Origin of the sequence: Lentzea flava (assembly GCF_014648475.1) — a bacterium.
GTDB classification, from domain to species: domain Bacteria; phylum Actinomycetota; class Actinomycetes; order Mycobacteriales; family Pseudonocardiaceae; genus Lentzea; species Lentzea flava.
On the sequence record NZ_BMRE01000078.1, the window covers coordinates 1 to 17,610 of the forward strand.

At 69.0% G+C, this 17,610-nt stretch carries 16 protein-coding genes; 4 read left to right on the forward strand and 12 right to left on the reverse strand.

Going from position 1 to position 17,610, the window contains the following annotated elements; translation table 11 throughout:
- Positions 1 to 129: 129 nt before the first annotated feature.
- Genes IEZ09_RS42300 through IEZ09_RS42310 form a run of 3 tightly spaced genes read right to left on the reverse strand, consistent with a single transcriptional unit; the run spans position 130 to position 2,688 of the window.
- Positions 130 to 621, reverse strand: a complete 492-nt coding sequence (locus tag IEZ09_RS42300; RefSeq protein WP_189259498.1) for a DUF6912 family protein — start codon at positions 619 to 621, stop codon at positions 130 to 132.
- Positions 618 to 2,012, reverse strand: a complete 1,395-nt coding sequence (locus IEZ09_RS42305; protein WP_189259499.1) for a WS/DGAT/MGAT family O-acyltransferase — start codon at positions 2,010 to 2,012, stop codon at positions 618 to 620. Before IEZ09_RS42305 ends, IEZ09_RS42300 begins: the two co-directional genes overlap by 4 nt.
- A gap of 10 nt (positions 2,013 to 2,022) precedes the next feature.
- Complete coding sequence (locus tag IEZ09_RS42310; RefSeq protein WP_189259500.1) at positions 2,023 to 2,688, reverse strand: phosphotransferase; 666 nt, start codon at positions 2,686 to 2,688, stop codon at positions 2,023 to 2,025.
- Positions 2,689 to 2,793: 105 nt separating this feature from the next.
- Between IEZ09_RS42310 and IEZ09_RS42315 the strand changes: the two genes are divergently transcribed.
- Positions 2,794 to 3,552 (forward strand): TrmH family RNA methyltransferase, encoded by a 759-nt coding sequence (locus IEZ09_RS42315; RefSeq protein WP_189259501.1) that lies wholly within the window; start codon positions 2,794 to 2,796, stop codon positions 3,550 to 3,552.
- On the opposite strand, the gene IEZ09_RS42320 is transcribed toward IEZ09_RS42315, so the two are convergent.
- Both IEZ09_RS42320 and IEZ09_RS42325 read right to left on the reverse strand, forming a co-directional pair.
- Positions 3,534 to 3,839 carry a hypothetical protein gene (locus tag IEZ09_RS42320; protein WP_189259502.1) on the reverse strand — a complete coding sequence of 102 codons (306 nt, stop codon included), beginning with the start codon at positions 3,837 to 3,839 and terminating at the stop codon, positions 3,534 to 3,536. The genes IEZ09_RS42315 and IEZ09_RS42320 overlap by 19 nt on opposite strands.
- 84 nt (positions 3,840 to 3,923) lie before the next feature.
- Positions 3,924 to 4,334: an HAD-IA family hydrolase gene (locus IEZ09_RS42325; RefSeq protein ID WP_229813428.1), complete on the reverse strand. Its 411-nt coding sequence runs from the start codon at positions 4,332 to 4,334 to the stop codon at positions 3,924 to 3,926.
- A gap of 67 nt (positions 4,335 to 4,401) precedes the next feature.
- On the opposite strand from IEZ09_RS42325, the gene IEZ09_RS47095 reads away from it, so the two are divergent.
- Positions 4,402 to 4,809, forward strand: coding sequence for an Rv3235 family protein (locus IEZ09_RS47095; RefSeq protein ID WP_229813429.1), 408 nt, complete (start codon positions 4,402 to 4,404; stop codon positions 4,807 to 4,809).
- A gap of 91 nt (positions 4,810 to 4,900) precedes the next feature.
- Here the strand turns inward: IEZ09_RS47095 and secA are convergent, their stop codons facing one another.
- On the reverse strand, positions 4,901 to 7,771 hold the full coding sequence (secA, locus tag IEZ09_RS42330; RefSeq protein WP_189259522.1) for a preprotein translocase subunit SecA: 2,871 nt from the start codon (positions 7,769 to 7,771) through the stop codon (positions 4,901 to 4,903).
- A gap of 344 nt (positions 7,772 to 8,115) precedes the next feature.
- The gene (hpf, locus tag IEZ09_RS42335; RefSeq protein WP_189259504.1) at positions 8,116 to 8,784 is read right to left on the reverse strand and encodes a ribosome hibernation-promoting factor, HPF/YfiA family; all 669 of its coding nucleotides are present in this window, start codon (positions 8,782 to 8,784) and stop codon (positions 8,116 to 8,118) included.
- Between the two features lie 967 nt (positions 8,785 to 9,751).
- Between hpf and IEZ09_RS42340 the strand changes: the two genes are divergently transcribed.
- Entirely contained in the window at positions 9,752 to 10,366 is a 615-nt protein-coding gene (locus IEZ09_RS42340; protein WP_189259505.1) for a ComF family protein, read from the forward strand.
- Positions 10,367 to 10,570: 204 nt separating this feature from the next.
- Here IEZ09_RS42340 and IEZ09_RS42345 read toward each other — a convergent pair whose 3' ends face one another.
- From IEZ09_RS42345 to IEZ09_RS42365, 5 genes are all read right to left on the reverse strand, one after another.
- Positions 10,571 to 12,307, reverse strand: a complete 1,737-nt coding sequence (locus IEZ09_RS42345; protein WP_189259506.1) for an LpqB family beta-propeller domain-containing protein — start codon at positions 12,305 to 12,307, stop codon at positions 10,571 to 10,573.
- Complete coding sequence (mtrB, locus tag IEZ09_RS42350; protein WP_189259507.1) at positions 12,304 to 14,064, reverse strand: MtrAB system histidine kinase MtrB; 1,761 nt, start codon at positions 14,062 to 14,064, stop codon at positions 12,304 to 12,306. Before mtrB ends, IEZ09_RS42345 begins: the two co-directional genes overlap by 4 nt.
- A gap of 10 nt (positions 14,065 to 14,074) precedes the next feature.
- Positions 14,075 to 14,752: an MtrAB system response regulator MtrA gene (gene mtrA / locus IEZ09_RS42355; protein ID WP_030471262.1), complete on the reverse strand. Its 678-nt coding sequence runs from the start codon at positions 14,750 to 14,752 to the stop codon at positions 14,075 to 14,077.
- A gap of 185 nt (positions 14,753 to 14,937) precedes the next feature.
- Positions 14,938 to 15,768: an SAM-dependent methyltransferase gene (locus IEZ09_RS42360; protein ID WP_229813430.1), complete on the reverse strand. Its 831-nt coding sequence runs from the start codon at positions 15,766 to 15,768 to the stop codon at positions 14,938 to 14,940.
- Between the two features lie 76 nt (positions 15,769 to 15,844).
- A complete protein-coding gene (locus tag IEZ09_RS42365) occupies positions 15,845 to 16,489 on the reverse strand; it encodes a dTMP kinase (protein WP_189259508.1) in 645 nt (214 codons plus the stop codon).
- A 133-nt stretch (positions 16,490 to 16,622) separates the two neighbouring features.
- Here IEZ09_RS42365 and IEZ09_RS42370 point away from each other — a divergent pair, with 133 nt between their 5' ends.
- A complete protein-coding gene (locus tag IEZ09_RS42370) occupies positions 16,623 to 17,591 on the forward strand; it encodes a hypothetical protein (RefSeq protein WP_189259509.1) in 969 nt (322 codons plus the stop codon).
- Positions 17,592 to 17,610: the final 19 nt, after the last annotated feature.

The window sequence follows — 17,610 nt, forward strand, 5'->3', positions numbered from 1 at the left end:
CGCGGCCTAACCTTTACTTAGCCAGTCCAACTTTCCGGGACCAGTTCAGTGGATGAAGGAGCCCTTCATCCACCGCCAGGACCGGTCCCGGCTGCCACTGTCATGAACAGCTTGTTCGTCGGCGCACCACTAGAGGAGTTCGAGGACGAACGCGAGCTCCTGCGGGGCGTACCAGGCCAGTTCGTGGTCTTCGGCGCTGCCGAGCGTGAACTCCGCGTCCGGGTCGCCCATGTCCGCCGCGTCCACGACCTCGGCGGCCGCGCGCACGTCCTCTTCGGCCTCTGCCGTGTCGAGGTGCACGGACGCGACGGCCTTCATCGTGACCGGGCCCGCGACCTTCACGACCGAGTAGTCGAGGTCGGGACGCAACGTCACGTCGTCCATGTCGACGGCGACCACCGCGCGGCGCGGTTCGGCCTTCTCGTCGCCCGCCAGCAGCCGCAGCGACGCGCGGGCGGCGTCGAGCATCGCGGCGTACTCGAGTTCCTCGGTGTCGCCCGCCGCGTAGGACTCGCGCAGCGCGGGCGTCAGCGCGAAGGCCGTGCCGCCGACCGGAGTCAGTTCGCCGCTGTCGACGAACGTGCGCAGCATCGACACCGTGGCCGGGATGTACACCCTCATGACGCGCTCGCCGTCCCCATCAGTTCCTCCACCGACTCCTCGACCATGGTCGCGAGAACGTCCACATCGGACATGGCGTCGCGGTCGCCGTTCAGCCCGAAGTAAACACCGCCGTCGTACGACGTCACCCCGATGGCCAGCGCCTGGTTCTTGGCGAGCGGGACGACCGGGAAGATCTCGGTCATTCTCGCGCCTGCCGCGTACAACGGCACCTGCGGGCCGGGAACATTGGTGACGATCACGTTGAACAGCCGGCGACTGAACGAGCTCGCGGCCCGCGCGCCCAGTGCGTGCAGCGTCGGCGGCGCGAAGCCGGAGACCTTCACCAGCGCGTCGGCGGCGACGGACTGGCCGGATTCCTTGTGCGCGCGCATCGCGTGGCTCACGTGGTGCAGGCGCACGACCGGGTTCGGTTCGCCGACCGGCAGGTCGACGAGGTAGGCGCTCACGTTGTTGCCCGAGTCCGGGTCGGCGTCGCGGACGCTCAGCGGTGCCATCGCGCGGATCGTGGTGCTGCCGGTGACGTTCTCGCCGCGGCTGAGCAGCCAGTTGCGCAGTGCCCCGCTCAGCGCCGCGAGCACCACGTCGTTGACGGTGCCGCCGTGTGCCTTGCGGATGGTGCGCAGGTCGTCGAGCTGGGCGCGCGCGACGGCGAACCGGCGCTGCGGCGAGGTGATGCGGACGTTCAGCGGGCTGCCGGGTGCGGGGGTCGCGGCGGTGCGGACGGCGGCGGCCACGGCACCGAAGGCGTTGAACACCTTCTCGACCGTGGCGACGGTGTCGAGCGCGGCGCTGCGGACGTTCTCCACGAGCTCACCCGGCCGCTGCACGATGTCGGTGACCGCGTCCGCCACGAGTTGCAGCGAGCTGGGCTCCGGCTGCGGCATCCAGAGGTTCTCGACGTTGGTGCGCGGCGACGGCGACACGTCCAGCATGACCTGGCCGATCTCCAGCGACGCGATGCCGTCGATCATGGCCTGGTGGGTCTTGGTGATGACCGCTGCCTGGTTCTTCGCGAGGCCCTCGACGAGGTAGATCTCCCACAGCGGGCGGGAGTGGTCGAGCGGGCGCGACATCAGCCGCGCGACCAGGTCGTGCAGCTGGGTGTCGTTGCCCGGCTTGGGCAGCGCGCTGCGGCGCACGTGGTAGGTGACGTCGAAGTCCGGGTCGTCGACCCAGACCGGGCGCGCGATGCGGCCGGGGACGTGCACGACCTTCTGCCGGTAGCGCGGCACGAGGCTCAGGCGCTGCTCGATGAGGTCGACGAGCTTGTCGTAGTCGAACCCCGCCTTCGGCCGTCGGAAGACCGCCACTCCGCCGACGTGCATCGGCGTCGTGGAGTCCTCCAGGTACAGGAACGAGGCGTCCAGCGCTGACAGGCGGTCCGGCATGCTCGCCAGCCTAGTGGCGATCGGGATCCATCAGCCTTTGAAGTGCGGCACGTTCCACGGGGTCGCGGTCGTGGCGTTCGAGCCGGATGCGCGCGGCCTCCGGGATCGCCTCGCGCGCCCTCGGGTCCACGTTGGCCATGAACGACTTGAGGAACCGCCACCGCGTGAGCTTCTTGACCGGCGCGAGGCGGGCCACGGCGAGCGAGACCCAGCTGAGCGCGACGTCGAGCCTGCGGTCACCCTTCGACGCCGACGCCCAGTCCAGCACGACGGGACCTTCCGGGCCGAGGACGACGTTGCCGGGGTGCAGGTCGAGGTGCAGGAGGTGACCCTCGCCGCTGAGGAAGTCGGGTGCCGTGACGGCGTCGAGGCGGTGGTGGAGGTCCGCGAGCTGCGTTCCGAGGCTGCCGGCGAGCCAGGGCCTGCGGCCGATCTCCTCGGACATCCGCGGGCCGGGCACGTACTGCATGACGAGCTCGTCCTCGGTGACGTCGTGGACCCGCGGGACGGGGATGCCGTGCCCGCTCAGATACACCATCATCTCGGCCTCGCGCCGCAGGTCACGGCCCGTGCGCGTGCGTTTGACGAGCAGTCCGTCGGACCGGATGAACACGTCCGAGTCCTGACCGCTCGCGAGATGTTGACGTTGCGCGACGCTGCGCATACCTGCCGTCATGTGACGATCATCATGCATATGATCCAAAGCACAAGGGCCGAACGGCTCTAGTCGGGCGCTTCACCCGTTTGAGCCTGCTGTGCTCGCTTCTGTCACCCTCTTGCTGTGGAGATCTCGCCCAAGGACCGCTTCGTCACCGTCTACGGCCGCAAGCCAGTGCTGGAAGCTCTGGACGACCCGGCGCTGTCGGTCGACAAGGTCGTGCTCGCCGACACGGCCCGCGGCCCGGCGGCGCGCGAGATCCTTGACGCGGCCCGCTCCCGCGGCGTCGCGGTGCAGCGCGCGACCGCACAGCGCGTGAAGGTGCTGGCGGGCAACGGAAAGCAGGACCAGGGCGTGCTCGCCGACGTGGTGGCGCCGCGCATGAAGCCCCTCGCCCTGGCCCTGGAGGAGGGCGGGCTGCGGTCCGTGCTCGTTCTGGACGGCATCACGACGCCCGCGAACGTCGGCATGATCCTGCGCACCGCGACCGCCGCTGGCATCGACGGCATCGTGGTGCCGCGCCGAGGCGTCGCGTCGATCGACCCACTCGTGGTGAAGGCCTCCGCCGGGGTGGCTTTCCGAGCGCCCGTGCTGCGCTGCGGCACCGCGGCGGAGGCCTCGGCCTTGTTGCGCGCGTCCGGTTTCCCGCTTTACGCGTTGGACTCCCACGCGCCCGACACTCTTTATTCAGCTGATTTCCCGTCTCGCGCCGCTTTCGTCCTGGGAAGTGAAACGTCCGGAATCACCGACGACGTGCGTCCGCACATCACGTCGTGGCTGTCGATTCCGATGGCGGCGGGTGTGGAATCGCTGAACGTGGCGTCAGCGGCGGCCGTGCTCTGCTTCGAACTCGTGCGCCGCGCTCAGAGCCAGCGAACGTGATAGTCGTTGATCTGAGGATTCCCCAGCAGTGACGTGCACTCGGCGAACGACGCCTCGCCCCTGACCCTGCCGACCGTGCCGTACTGGTCCCAGTAGAACCCGAGACCGTTGGAACAGTGCGCAACCGCCTGGAACCGGCCGGGCCTGCCGTAGTCGCAGAAGACCTCGACGCTGCGCCCGTTCCGGTGATACTCGTCGTAGCAGTCGCGCGGACCCTGCGCCTGCGCGGGTGACGCAATTGCCGTGGCTGCAATCGCGACTGCAACACAAGCGACAATTCTTCGCATTGTCTCCCCTAAGCATTCGACTACTTGCCTAATCGACGGTAGTGCGCAGCCAAATACCGGGCAATTACGCTGCGGGGTGAACCCTCAATCGCTGAGCGCGATCGCTAGCAGGATCTCCAGTTCCTCGAGGGTGGACCGTGTCGACCGATGGTGGACACCGACCATGCCCGCCTCTGCCGCACCCCTGACGTTGATCGGGAGGTCGTCGACGAAGACGCACTCCTGCGGTGTGCAGCCGAGCTTCGTCGCCGCCAGGAGGTAGATGGCCGGGTCCGGCTTCGCGAGCCCGACCTCTCCGGAGATGATCGTGGCGTCGAACAGGCCCTGCCAGGTCGCCGGGGGCTGCCACCAGCCGTCCGCGTTGGAGAGCAGGGCTGTTTTGAGGTTGTGCTGCCGCGCCCTGCGCAGGGCCGTCAGGAGCGGAGGTTCTGGGGCGTTGTCCTCACCGGGGTCGGTCAGGACGCCGCCGTAGTCGAGTATCAGGGCTTTGAGCACGCTCGGACCGTACCCACTTTCGGGTGGCGTGTGTCCGGATGTGCGGGGGTGTTTCGCCTGGTTCGGCATGCCCCCAGTTGTTCGTCGATTGCCCGCGTACGAGCCGCCGGTCGGGGTGGCTCCCGCTGTGCCTCGGCCTCGGCCGCGGCCTGTCTGGGTGCCCGAGCCGGAGCTGCCTTCGCCTGCGCTGGATGCCGCCCGGTTGGTTTGGGTGGTTTTGGAGGTGCTGGACGGGAGGCGGCCTGCGCGGATTCTGCGGGAGGTTGCCGCGCCCGCGCTGGCCGCTCGGTTGGGCCGGCTGGTTCGGGTTCGGAGCACTCGGCTGGTTCGGGCGCCTCGGGTTTGTCATCCTTCGCGGTTCGTCGCGGAGATTTCGGTGACCGTGCGCAGGGAGAGGCGGGTGGTGGCCGTGGCGGCTCGGGCCGAGCACCGGGGCGGGCGGTGGTGGTTGACCGTGTTCTCGGTGCTGGAGTGAGCCCGTCTCGCGTTCCCCGGAACGCACGCGGGGACCTTTCGTACTGACATGCAGTACGAAAGGTCCCCGCGTGGCGATGAAGCGTGCCGGGTCAGCGGCGCTTGCGGTTGCCCTTGGCTGCCTGGCGGGCTGCCTCGCGGCGTTCCTTGCGGGTGCCGCCCTGCTGGGCCGCGCCGTTGGAGTCGCCGTGCTGTTCCACGCCGCCGTCCTCGGCAGGGCCGCTGTAGGTCAGGTGCTGTTGGCCGGGGCCGCCGAGGCCCTTGCCGCGCAGGGCGGGCGGGATGGCGTTGCCGCTGGACAGCTGGGCCATGGCCGGGCCTGCGGGGGCCTGGGCCTGCTGCTCGCGCTGTTGCTGGGCTGCCGCCGCAGCTCGGGCTCGTGCTCGGGCGCCGCTCTGCGGGACCTGCGGAAGGGCCTGCGGGGTGGCGCTCAGGGTCACCGGGACCTCGGGTTCGGCCGGTTCCGGTTCGGCGGCTTCGACCTGGAGGTTGAAGAGGAAGCCGACGGTCTCTTCCTTCAACGCGTCGAGCATCGCGTTGAACATGTCGAAGCCCTCGCGCTGGTACTCGATGAGGGGGTCGCGCTGCGCCATGGCGCGCAGGCCGATGCCCTCCTTCAAGTAGTCCATTTCGTACAGGTGCTCGCGCCACTTGCGGTCGAGGACCGAGAGGAGGACGCGGCGCTCCAGTTCGCGGGTGGCGCCTTCGCCCACGCGGCCGTCGATGTCGGCCTCGCGCTTGCGGTAGGCCTCCAGGGCGTCCTCGACGAGGACCTCGCGCAGGTACTCGCGGGTGATGTCCTCATCGGACTCGAGGAGCTCGTTTGCGTCCAGGCTGACCGGGTAGAGGGTCTTGAGGGCCGTCCAGAGCTTCTCGAAGTCCCAGTCCTCGGCGTAGCCGTCGGCGGTGGCGGCGTTGACGTAGTCCTCGACAACGCTCTGGATCATGTGCTCGACCTGTTCCTTCAGGTCTTCGCCCGCGAGGACGCGGTGGCGCTCGGCGTAGATCACCGTGCGCTGGCGGTTCATGACCTCGTCGTACTTGAGGACGTTCTTGCGGATCTCGAAGTTCTGCTGCTCGACCTGGGTCTGCGCGCTGCGGATGGCGCGGGTGACCATCTTGTGCTCGATCGGGACGTCGTCCGGCACGTTCAGGCGCGTCATGACCATCTCGACCATGGACGCGTTGAAGCGGCGCATCAGCTCGTCCTGCAGGGACAGGTAGAAGCGCGACTCGCCGGGGTCGCCCTGACGGCCGGTGCGGCCGCGGAGCTGGTTGTCGATGCGGCGCGACTCGTGACGCTCGGTGCCCAGCACGTAGAGACCACCGGCGGCGCGGACCTCGTCGGCCTCGGCCTTGCCCGCGATCGTCAGCTCCTCGACGACCTTGGCCCACTCGGCCTCGTACTCCTCCGGCGTCTCCACCGGGTCGAGGCCGCGCTCGCGCAGCTCGTGGTCGGCGATGATGTCCGGGTTGCCGCCCAGCACGATGTCGGTACCGCGACCGGCCATGTTCGTGGCGACCGTGACGGCGCCCTTGCGGCCGGCCTTGGCGATGATCAGCGCCTCGCGCTCGTGGTGCTTCGCGTTCAGGACCTCGTGCGGGATCCCCTTGCGCACCAAAAGCTTCGAGAGGTACTCGGAGCGCTCGACGCTCGTGGTGCCGACGAGGACCGGCTGGCCCTTCGCGTGCTTCTCGGCGATGTCCTCGGCGACGGCCTCGAACTTCGCCTCCTCGCTCTTGTAGACGAGGTCGGGCTGGTCCTTGCGCTGCGGCGGGCGGTTCGTCGGGATCGGGACGACGCCCAGCTTGTAGGTCTGGTGGAACTCGGCCGCCTCGGTCTCGGCGGTACCGGTCATGCCGCCGAGCTTCTCGTAGAGGCGGAAGTAGTTCTGCAGGGTGATCGTGGCGAGAGTCTGGTTCTCCGCCTTGATCTCCACGCCTTCCTTGGCCTCGATGGCCTGGTGCATGCCCTCGTTGTAGCGGCGGCCGGCGAGCACACGACCCGTGAACTCGTCGACGATCATGACTTCACCGTTGCGGACGATGTAGTCCTTGTCCTTGGTGTAGAGCTCCTTCGCCTTGAGGGCGTTGTTCAGGTAGCCCACCAACGGCGTGTTGGCCGCCTCGTACAGGTTCTCGATGCCGAGCTGGTCCTCGATGAACGCGACACCCTGCTCCGACACACCGACGGTGCGCTTGCGCTCGTCGACCTCGTAGTGGACGTCGCGCTTCATCAACGGCGACAGGCGCGCGAACTCGACGTACCAGCGAGCGCTCTGCTCGGCCGGGCCGGAGATGATCAGCGGCGTGCGGGCCTCGTCGATGAGGATCGAGTCGACCTCGTCGACGATCGCGTAGTAGTGGCCGCGCTGCACGCACTCGTCCAGGCTCCACGCCATGTTGTCGCGCAGGTAGTCGAAGCCGAACTCGTTGTTCGTGCCGTAGGTGATGTCCGAGTTGTAGGCGGCGCGCCGCTGCTCGGGCGTCATCTCGGCGAGGATCGCGCCGACGGAGAGGCCGAGGAAGCGGTGGACGCGGCCCATCCAGTCCGCGTCGCGCTTGGCCAGGTAGTCGTTGGTCGTGACGATGTGCACGCCCTTGCCGGCGATGGCGTTGAGGTAGACCGGCATGACCGAGGTCAGCGTCTTGCCCTCACCGGTGCGCATCTCGGCGATCTGCCCGAGGTGCAGCGCCGCGCCACCCATCAGCTGCACGTCGTAGGGGCGCTGGCCCAGCGTGCGCTTCGCGGCCTCGCGGGCCACGGCGAACGCCTCCGGCAGCAGCTCGTCCAGCGTCTCGCCCTCGGCGTGGCGCTTCTTGAACTCCTCCGTCTTGGCGCGCAGCTCGGCGTCGGAAAGGTCGACCACCTCGTCTTCGAGATGGTTGATGTGTGCTGCGATGTTGCGGAGGCGCTTGAGCATCTTGCCCTCGCCGGCGCGGAGCAGTCGGGACAGCACCATCTGGATAGACCTCATCACCTGTATCGCGGCGCGCCCACTTCGGACGCCTTTCCCCTGCCCATCGTAGGCAAGTCGCCAAGATGTGCGCACAGACACAGGCGGATTGGGCACCTCGACCTGGTATATGCAGGTCAGACCCATCCGCGAAGGCTTGCCACCACCTCGGCTACTGATGTGGAGAACGCATGAGGCCCGCGTGAAGGTTCCTGGTCCGGTGAAGTTCACCTTGACGGTGAACGACGGGATTCCAGATGCGGCCGGGTGGCGGTAGACGCACGTCGCCGCCCCGCACGCGAGGGGTGCGGGGCGGCGACGGTCGTGGGTGGGTGTGTGTGGTTACCGGGTCAGGCCAGCCTGATCACGCCGTAGTCGAATCCCTTCCGGCGGTAGACGACGCTCGGGCGCCCGCTGTCGGTGTCGGCGAACAGGTAGAAGTCGTGTCCGACCAGCTCCATCTCGTAGAGGGCCTGGTCGACGGTCATGGGTTTGGCGGCGTGCTCCTTTTCGCGTACGACGCGTCCGGGCAACTTGTCGTCGAGGCCGTCGTCCCACCGCTGCGCGGGCACTTCCGCCATGCCCTCGTAGTCGGCCTCGGGTGCGTCGAGCACCGCGGTCTTCGCGCGGCGTGACGTCATGCTTTCGCCAGCGGAGGAGAGCTCCCCCAGTCCGCTTGTCGCTTCGGCCACCGAGATCGGGGCGCGGGCCCCGTGGTGGACGCGCCTGCGGTCGTGCGACCGACGCAGGCGGTTCTCGAGCTTCGCGACCGCAGAATCGAGCGCGGCGTAGAAGTCACCCGCGCAGGCTTCGGAACGGACCACGGGTCCACGTCCCTTGCCAGTGATTTCGACCCGCTGGCAGTTCTTCGACTGTCGGCGGTTCGGCTCGTGGAAAAGCTCCACGTCGAAGCGGATGACCTTGCGGTCGTAGCGCTCAAGCCGGGCCAGCTTTTCGGCGACGTGCACCCTGTAGTGATCGGGCACCTCGACGTTGCGGCCCTTAACGACGATGTCCATACACGACCTCCCTCGCTTTGCTGCGAGCTTTGGCTGGACTGGTTTCGGGCGCCGTGGCGATCAACGGATCGCGGATGTGTCGCTGAGGGTCGTCCTCGGCAGCTCTCACGGCGCCAGGGTCATGGGCTGTTCGCCTCCTCCCCGCGTGCCGGGAACGCTGATAGCGGTGCACGTTAGCTTGGGATTCACCGTCGCGTAAGCCCCCTTGCCGGGGGAACGACGAGATTTTTTGGTGACTACGCAGCGCGACGACAGCGCGTTGCGAGCCGTGTCCCGAGCGTGCCACGAACCATGCCCACCGGCATCTCGCTCACCCGTACGGCGCAGCACCGGTCCGGCACTCGACGGCAGCCCTGCTGCGTCGAACGGGTCCAGGTGCGGCCTCATACCCAGCCAACGGGCGACCGGCGCGTCATGTTCCCGAAACCTTCAAGGAGATCGATTCCGATGCCCGAACCGGGGACGAAGCGCAGTTCTTGCAACTGAACTGATCGGTGCCGTTGCCCGATCACGACCCAGTCACGCCGGGCTGAACGGGGGATTTCACCCAATCACGGACAGGCCGTTGATCAACGCCGCTGTCGGGCATACCCAGTATTTCCAGTAATAACCGCTGGTCAGCTCCACATGTGAATAATCGTTAACCAACGCCGCCCGTGTTCGGAGCCTGCCTGGCCCTGCGCTTGCGGATCCCGCACCGGGATCCCGGACGAGGCCCGGCCCCGGCGCGGACGGCCGAGCCCCGTCCGCCTCAGTTTTGAAACATCCGCTCAACAGAGGTTGGAGCAAACGGGTCGAAACGAAGTTGCGGATCTTGGGGCGCCGTCACGGAACTCGCACCGAGCAGGGCTTATGCGTCCAACCTGGACCCGTCGGTGATCGACAACGCAACAGGAACTTCACCCTTGTGGGCGGTGCCGAAAGTCCCCCGGACCTTTTTGTCAGACCCGGTGGCCATGCTTGAGCCATGACCGCACTCGACCTGCTCCTGCCGCCCACCTGCGCCGGCTGCGACCGCCCCGGTGCCGCCTGCTGCGCCACGTGTCTCGACGAGTTCGGGCCGCCGACACGGATCCAGGTTCCCGGTGTGGGGCCGCCGGTGTGGGCGCTGACCGCCTATCGAGGCGCGGCAAGGGAACTCGTGCTCGCCTTCAAGGAACGGGGCGCACGGGCACTTGCGGCGTGGTTCGGAGCTGTCGTGGCGGCGGCGCTGGTCGGCGTGGCGCCGCGGCCGTGGACGCTCGTGCCCGCGCCGTCACGGCGTAGCGCTGCCCGCGAGAGGGGCGGCGACCACATGCTGAGAATCGCGCGGGCGGTCCAGATCGCGGAGGTGGCTCAGGTTCTCGCGTTGGCGCCGGGTGTGAGCGACTCGGTCGGGCTGGGCGCGGGTGAGCGGCGGCGCAACCTCGAAGGGCGGGTCGAGGTGCACGGCAGGCCGCCGCCCGGCACCACCGTGCTGCTCGACGACGTGATCACCACGGGTGCTACGGCGTCCGCCTGCGTTCGTGCGCTGCGGCAAGCGGGGGTGCGCACGCACGCGGTGGTGGTGCTGACCTCGGCCCGGCCCGCACCGCCTGGGTAGGGGCACCAGCACCGCCACGGGTGCGACGACGTCCGCCCGCGTTCGCGCCTTGCGGCGGTACACGCGGTGGTGCTGCCCTCCGCCAGCCCCGCTCAGCCCAGGTCGGGCACCAGCACCGCCGCGGGTGCGACGGCGTCCGCCCGCGTTCGCGCCTTGCGGGGTACGCACGCATGCGGTGGTGGTGCTGACCTCGGCGCGGCCCGCTCAGCCCGGGTAGAAGACCAGCGCTCCCGAAGACACCCGGATCGAGCTCGACTTCCACACGTCGGTGATGTCCGACGCCGACCACAGGCCGGTCGGGTCGATCACCTGCACCTGGCGCGCCGGGGCCGCGGCCACCGAGGTCACCGGCACGGTGAGGTTCGACTGGCTGTAGCGGTCCAGCCTGGACCCGTCGGCGTAGACCTTGGTGACCGGCAGCGAAGGCAGCGAGGAGGAGACGACCAGCACGTCCTGGGAGAGCCAGTCGACCGACTGCACGCCTGACGCCAGCGCGGAGGGCTGGACCGGGCGCGGGGTTCGCAACGCCACGTCCTGGTTGTTGCGGACCACGGAGGCGACGTAGAGCTTGCCGCCGATCACGAGCGCTGCCCTCGCGCCGTCGCGGGAGAGTCGCAGTTCGCTGATCGGGCCGAGGGGTGAGATGTCGGTGATGTTGACGCCCTTGGCGGTCCAGCTGCCGTTGTCGGAGCGGGTCACGCGGGCCACGGAGGTGCCGTCGACCGCCGTCCACACCTCGGTGCCCGGCTCCTTCGGGCCGCTGGAGAGCAGCCACGTGGGTCTGCTGAGCGTTGTCGCCGGGATGTCCACTTCGGACAGGTCCTGCTCCAGCTCTCCCACGCGCAGACGCATTCGGCCGTTGCTGCGGGAGACCACTGCCAGGCGTGAGCCGTCGAGCGACTGTGCGGCGCTCACCGCGCCGTACGCGCCGCTGCCCGCGGGGCCCTTGATCGGGTTGCCGTCGGACAGCGACCTGATCGACCCGTCCACCACGAGCATGCCCTGGAGGTTCGCGTTCAGCGCCAGCAACGCCTCGCCCGCGGTCGCCGACACGTCGGACGGCCGGTAGTCGCGCTGGTCCGGCAGGATCTGCTGGCCGTCGACGAGCACGCGCACCCGCGAGGTCGTGACCCCGGAGAACGACTTCACCACCTGCGCCACGATCTGCTTGCGCTTTTCCGGGGTCAGGTCCTTGCCCACCTTGGTGAGGTTGACCTCCAGCGCCCCGTCGTCGGCTTCCTTCGTCTCCGAGAAGACGTCGGTGTCCGTGCTGAGCGCGCTCACCAGCGTGTCGCGCACCGTGTCGCCGGGGCCCTTGATGAGCAGTTCCGTAACGCGCGAGGGAATGCTCGTCGCGGGTGGGACGACCACGTAGCGCGGATCGGGCACCAGCACGGTGAACTCGGGGTTGTAGAAGTACAGCGTCACCCGGCGGTAGTTGTTGTTGAAGACGTTCATCGGCAGGTAGACGCCGGGTGGTGCCTCGGAGATGCGCCACTGGTTCTCGGCGTTCTTCTCCAGCTTGATGGGCAGCCGCACGTCGCCGAGCTCCGGCACGAAGGCGTTGTCGTTGCCGAGGCGGCCGACGGCTTTTCCTTGCAGCAGCACGGTTGCCGTCTTGTCCTGCGGGGCCTGCGCCGGCGGCACCGTCGAGTAGGACGTCTCGATGATGTACGGGTTCTTGGTGTTCCACTTCTCGCCGGCCTGCGGCGTCAGGTACGCGCGGGCGGCCGCGTAGCCGCTGTCCGGGTTGGACGTCGCGTCGATGAAGTCGCGCACGAGCGTGATCGGGTCGAGGTCGCGCCTCGGCTCCGGCGCCTTCACCGTGTTGGTGGACTTGCTGTCCTTCGGGCCGATCGGCCTCGGCTGGGTGTTCGTCGGGATCGCGGCACAGCCCGTCAGGGTCACCAGGACGAGCACCAGCAACGCCAGCCGCTTCACCGCACTTCCTCCGAAACCTCTTCCGGCGACTTCTCCGCGGGCGGACCGTCGACGGGCTCCGCGGGCTGCCAGGTGATCTCCTCCGGGGTCAGCTCGACCTCTTCCGGTCCGGAGTCGGCGGCCGGTTCCTCCACCACCGCAACGGGTTCGAGCGCGATCGCGGGCGCGAGCGGCAACGGGCTCTCGCGCACCTCCTCGCCGTGTCTGCGCGGCAGGGTCAACCGGAACACGGCACCGTGGCCCGGCTCGCCCCACGCCTCCAGCCAGCCGCCGTGCAGCCGCGCGTCCTCCAGCGAGATCGACAGGCCCAGACCGGTGCCGCCGGTGCGGCGGTTGCGCGACGGATCGGCCCGCCAGAAGCGGCTGAACACCAGCTCGGCCTCGCCCGGCCGGAGCCCGACGCCGTGGTCCCGCACGGTGATCGCGACCGCGTCGTCGTTGCCGCGCATGGTCAGTTCGACCGGCTGGCCCTCGCCGTGGTCGATGGCGTTGGCGAGCAGGTTGCGCAGAATCCGTTCCACCCGGCGGGAATCGAGCTCGGCGGTGAGCTCGGAGTCGGGGAGGTCCAGCACCACCGGCGAACCGGCGTTCGTCGCGATCGCGCGCACCGAGTCGTGGGCCCGGCGCGCCAGCACGCGGATGTCGACCTGTTCGGCCGTCAGCTCCTCGACGCCGGCGTCCAGGCGGGAGATCTCCAGCAGGTCGCCCAGCAGCGACTCGAACCGGTCGAGCTCGTCGACGAGCAGCTCGGTGGAGCGGGCGAGTCCGGCGGGGAACTGTTCGCGCGAGGCGTGCAGGACGTCCGCGGCCATGCGCACCGTCGTCAGCGGAGTGCGCAGCTCGTGCGAGACGTCGGAGGTGAAGCGGCGCTGCAGCTGGCCGAACTCCTCCAGCTGCTTGAACTGGGCCTGGATCGACTCGGCCATCTCGTTGAACGACTCGGCCAGGCGGGCCACGTCGTCCTCGCCGACGACGTGCATGCGTTCGTGCAGGGTGCCGTCCGCGAACCGTTCCGCGACCTCGGCCGCCTGCCGCACGGGCCGCACGACCTGGCGCGTCACGAGGTTCGCGATGAGCGCGAGCAGGATCAGCAGGACGATGCCGCCGACGGCCAGCGTCGACTGCACGACCTCGGCGGTGCGCTGCTCCGCGGTCAGCGGGAAGATCAGGTACAGCTGCATCGAGCGCGCGGACGTGCTGATCGGCAGGCCCACGACGAAGAGCGTGGTCGGCGTGTTGCCGCGCTGCACCGTGTGGATCTGGGTGCCCTCGTCGCCGTTCTCGACCATGTCGCGCAGGCCGCGGGGAACGTCCTCCAGCGGCCCGACCGCCGGCACGCGCCCGGCACCGCTCGAACCGAGCCCGTCGGCGAGGACGGGCTCGAACGCGCCGGCACCCGCCGTCGTGGCGTCCGTGCCGGAGCCACCGACGGCGAGCTTGTTGATGGCGCTCTGGAACCGCGTCTGGACGCTGTCCGGGCCGGGGTTCAGGCCGACCAGGTCGGACTGGATCAGGTTGCGCGAGGCCATCGCCTGGCGCACCGCCGCCTCGTCCTTGGTGTTGAGCAGCTGGTTGGTGATCTGCATCTGCAGGACCATGCCCAGCACGAACACCACGGCCGACGACAACGCGAGCGTGGACACGACGACGCGCAACTGCAGCGAACGACGCCACAGATCACCAAACGCGATCCATCGCTTCCGCGCCTCCTCGACGAGGAACTGCGCCTTCGCGACGACCGGCCGAACGAACTTCATACGCCACCTGTCACGGAGGACCGGCCTTGTAGCCGACACCGCGGACAGTCAACACCACCTCGGGGTGCTCCGGGTCCCGTTCGACCTTGGAACGCAGCCGCTGCACGTGGACGTTCACCAGGCGCGTGTCGGCGGCGTGGCGGTAACCCCACACCTGCTCGAGCAGCACCTCGCGGGTGAACACCTGGCGCGGCTTGCGGGCCAGCGCGACGAGGAGGTCGAACTCCAGCGGCGTGAGCTGGATCGGCCTGCCCTCGCGCAGCACCTCGTGGCCGGGGACGTCGATCGTGAGGTCGCCGATCTGCAGCACCTCGGACGGCTCGGCCTCGGTCCGGCGCAGGCGCGCCCGGATGCGGGCCACCAGCTCCTTCGGCTTGAACGGCTTCACCACGTAGTCGTCGGCGCCGGACTCGAGTCCGAGCACCACGTCGACCGTGTCGCTCTTGGCGGTGAGCATCACGATCGGCACGCCCGACTCGGACCTGATCGCCTTGCAGACGTCGATGCCGTTCATGCCCGGCAGCATCAGGTCGAGCAGCACCAGGTCGGGCTTGAGCTCGCGCAACGCGGGCAGGGCACGGGCACCGTCGGCGACCACCGCGGTGTCGAAGCCCTCCCCGCGCAACACGATCGTCAGCATCTCCGCCAGAGCGGGGTCGTCATCGACGACGAGCACGCGTGCCTTCATACCCAACATCGTCGCACTGCCGGTCGCGCGTTCGTGCACCACCCACGTTCCGTTGCCGCTGGTGGCGGTGTGCGCCCGTTCGGTATCCGGCCGGAACCCTCGTTCCACGTGCCCCACCTCGCCCGATTTGGCCTGCTCGTCGCGGGAATATCCGCGCGACGCTCACCTTTCGTTACCTGGTGTTGTCAGACCGTGCGGGTGGCCGAGGCCAGCCAGATGCGCGCATCACCCACCTTCCGGGGGTCGGTGATCGCCGGTACCGCGCGCTGGTGCCGTGCGGCGAGGTCGACCTGGTGGGTCACCTCGGCGTCCCAGCCGTACCCGTCCAACCACTCGATCGGGTCTTCCACATCGGAGCGCCAGCGGGCGTCCAGCGCGTCGAACCGCTCGTGCACCGCTCTCATCTGCGGCAGGTCGCGGAAGGCGCGGTTGACGTGTTCGAGCGCGAGCGTGCTGCCGCGGGCGGACAGCGCGCTCACCCAGTACAGGAGCTGTTCACCCGCGTCCGGCGGCAGAAACATGAACAGGCCCTCCAGCAACCATGCCGTGGGCCTGTTCGGGTCGTGTCCAGCCTGGATCAGCGCTGTCGCCCAGTCCTCCCGCAAGTCGCAGGGGACGACGACCCGGTCGCACGTGGGCTGGGCGCGCAGGTCGCGCAGAGCGTCCTCCTTGAACTCGAGCAGCTCGGGCAGGTCGAGTTCGAAGAGTCTTGTGCCCGGCGGCCACGGCAGCCGGAACGCTCTGGTGTCGAGGCCCGCCGCCATGATCACGACCTGGGGCCGGGGCGAGCCGAGGAGCTGGTCGTCGAAGTACCGGGTGCGCAGGACGAAGTGCTCACCCGCGAGGGTGCGGACGCCGTTGAGGTCGTTCGCGGAGCCGGCTGCCTCCACGAGACCCGCGGCCAGTGGATCGTCGAACAGGGGGTGGGGATGATGTTGCTCATTGGCGCGGGCGGCAGCGATCAGGACGGCCGTACGGGCGACTCCGACAGGGGTGCGCTGCAGGACACGCTTCAAATCGTGATCTCCTATTCACTCACAGTGACGTACCGGATCCACGATCGTGTCAACCGGTACACACGTGAGCGACCACTCAAGGAGTGAAGAGTGGTTCCAGAAGCGAATGAAACTTCACGTTTGACCGCCCGTCGACCACTTGCCACGGGGCCAGCCAGTTGATGTTCGCCAATCCGTCGTAAACGACGCCGCACCGGGCCTGGAGGTCGCTATTGGATTCGTAAATGTCGCGGGCGCGGGTGTCGTCGTCCTGCTCGCGCCGGGCGGCGCGTTCGGCCGCCACCTCGACGGGCACGCGGAGCAACAGGTGCAGGTCCGGAACGGGCAACCCGAAGCGGTCGATCTCGAGCGAGCGCACCCACTCGACGAACTCGCCGTGCTCGTCCTGGTGCAGCCGCGCGGCGTTGTAGGCGGCGTTGGAAGCGACGTAGCGGTCGAGCAGCACGACGTCGTACCGCTCGAGGTCCGCGCGGATCTGGTCGGCCGCACCGCGCCGGTCGAGCGCGTACAGCACGGCCATGCCGTAGACGGAGTCGCTGAGGTCGCCGATCCTGCCGTAGAGGGCGTCGCGGACCAGGTCCGCGTGCACGCTCTGCCCGTAGCGCGGGAACGCGTGGCTGGTCACGGTCCTGCCCTGGGCGTGGAGCGCCTCGGTCAACCCGGTGGCGAGAGTGCGCTTGCCGGCCCCGTCCAGGCCTTCGATCACTACGAGCTTTCCCACGCCGCGAACCCTAACGGCCACTCACACGGCCGCAGCGCATCCCCCACACGGGCGAAATCCGATCTTTCGATCACCAGAACGAGTGACTACGGTGAACAGTCACACGGCGCGTGTGTGAAGGGTAGGTGCCGCGGTGGCCGCGGAATCCGGGCACGCCGAGTCGGTCAACGAACCGATCGGTCACCCGACCGGGGGTCTGCCGACCCCGCTCGCCGAGACGCTGCGCTACGGGCCGTTCCACCGCGCTCTGCGCGAGGCGATCGCCCACCGGGGCCTCTCGCTCGCCCGGCTGCGCGCTCACCTCGAACAACTCGGTGTCCAGGTCGGCCAGTCAACGCTGTCGTACTGGCAACGCGGCCTGCGCCACCCCGAGGTCCCCCGCGCCATCAGCACAGTGCGCGCGCTGGAGTCCGTGCTGCGGCTGCCGCCATCGTCCCTGTTGGACCTCATCGGCCCGCGCAACGCCAACTCCTACGCCCCGCGCCCGGTGCCGACCTGGCCGGAGCCCGCGCCACTGCTCGCGGCGTTCGACTCCGTACCAGAGGCCGCGCGCGGCAACGCCGACCTCGAAGTGCTGTCCGTGCACGACACCGTGCAGCTCGGCATGCACCGCGAACAACGCTCGATCACCACGCGGCTGGTGGTCCGAGCACTGCGGCAGGGCCCCGACCGGTACCTGGCCGTGCACCGCGGCGACGACGGTTCGTTGATCGAGAACGCGCTCGTGCGCGCTGGAGAAGGCTGCCGGCAGGGGCGTCTGCGCCGGGAAAGCGCTTCCCGCAACCTCGCGGTGGAAATGCTGTTCGACCGGCGGCTCGCGGCCGGCGAGGAGCACGTCTTCAGCTTCACCATCGTCGACGACACCGGCGGCGCGACGCAGGGCCACCACCGGACGTTCCGCGACGTCTGCGGGTCGTACCTGGTGCAGCTGTCGTTCCACCGGCGCGCGCTGCCCGCGCGCTGCATCAAGCAGTTCCGGGCCTCGGCCGACGCGACGCCGGTCGACGTCGAGGAGCTGGTGTGCGGACTCGGCGGCGTCGTCAGCGCGTACTTCGCCGACGTGGGGCCGGGGATCGCGGGCATCGCCGTCGAGTGGTCGTGAAAGCTGGGTGCGAGGAGAG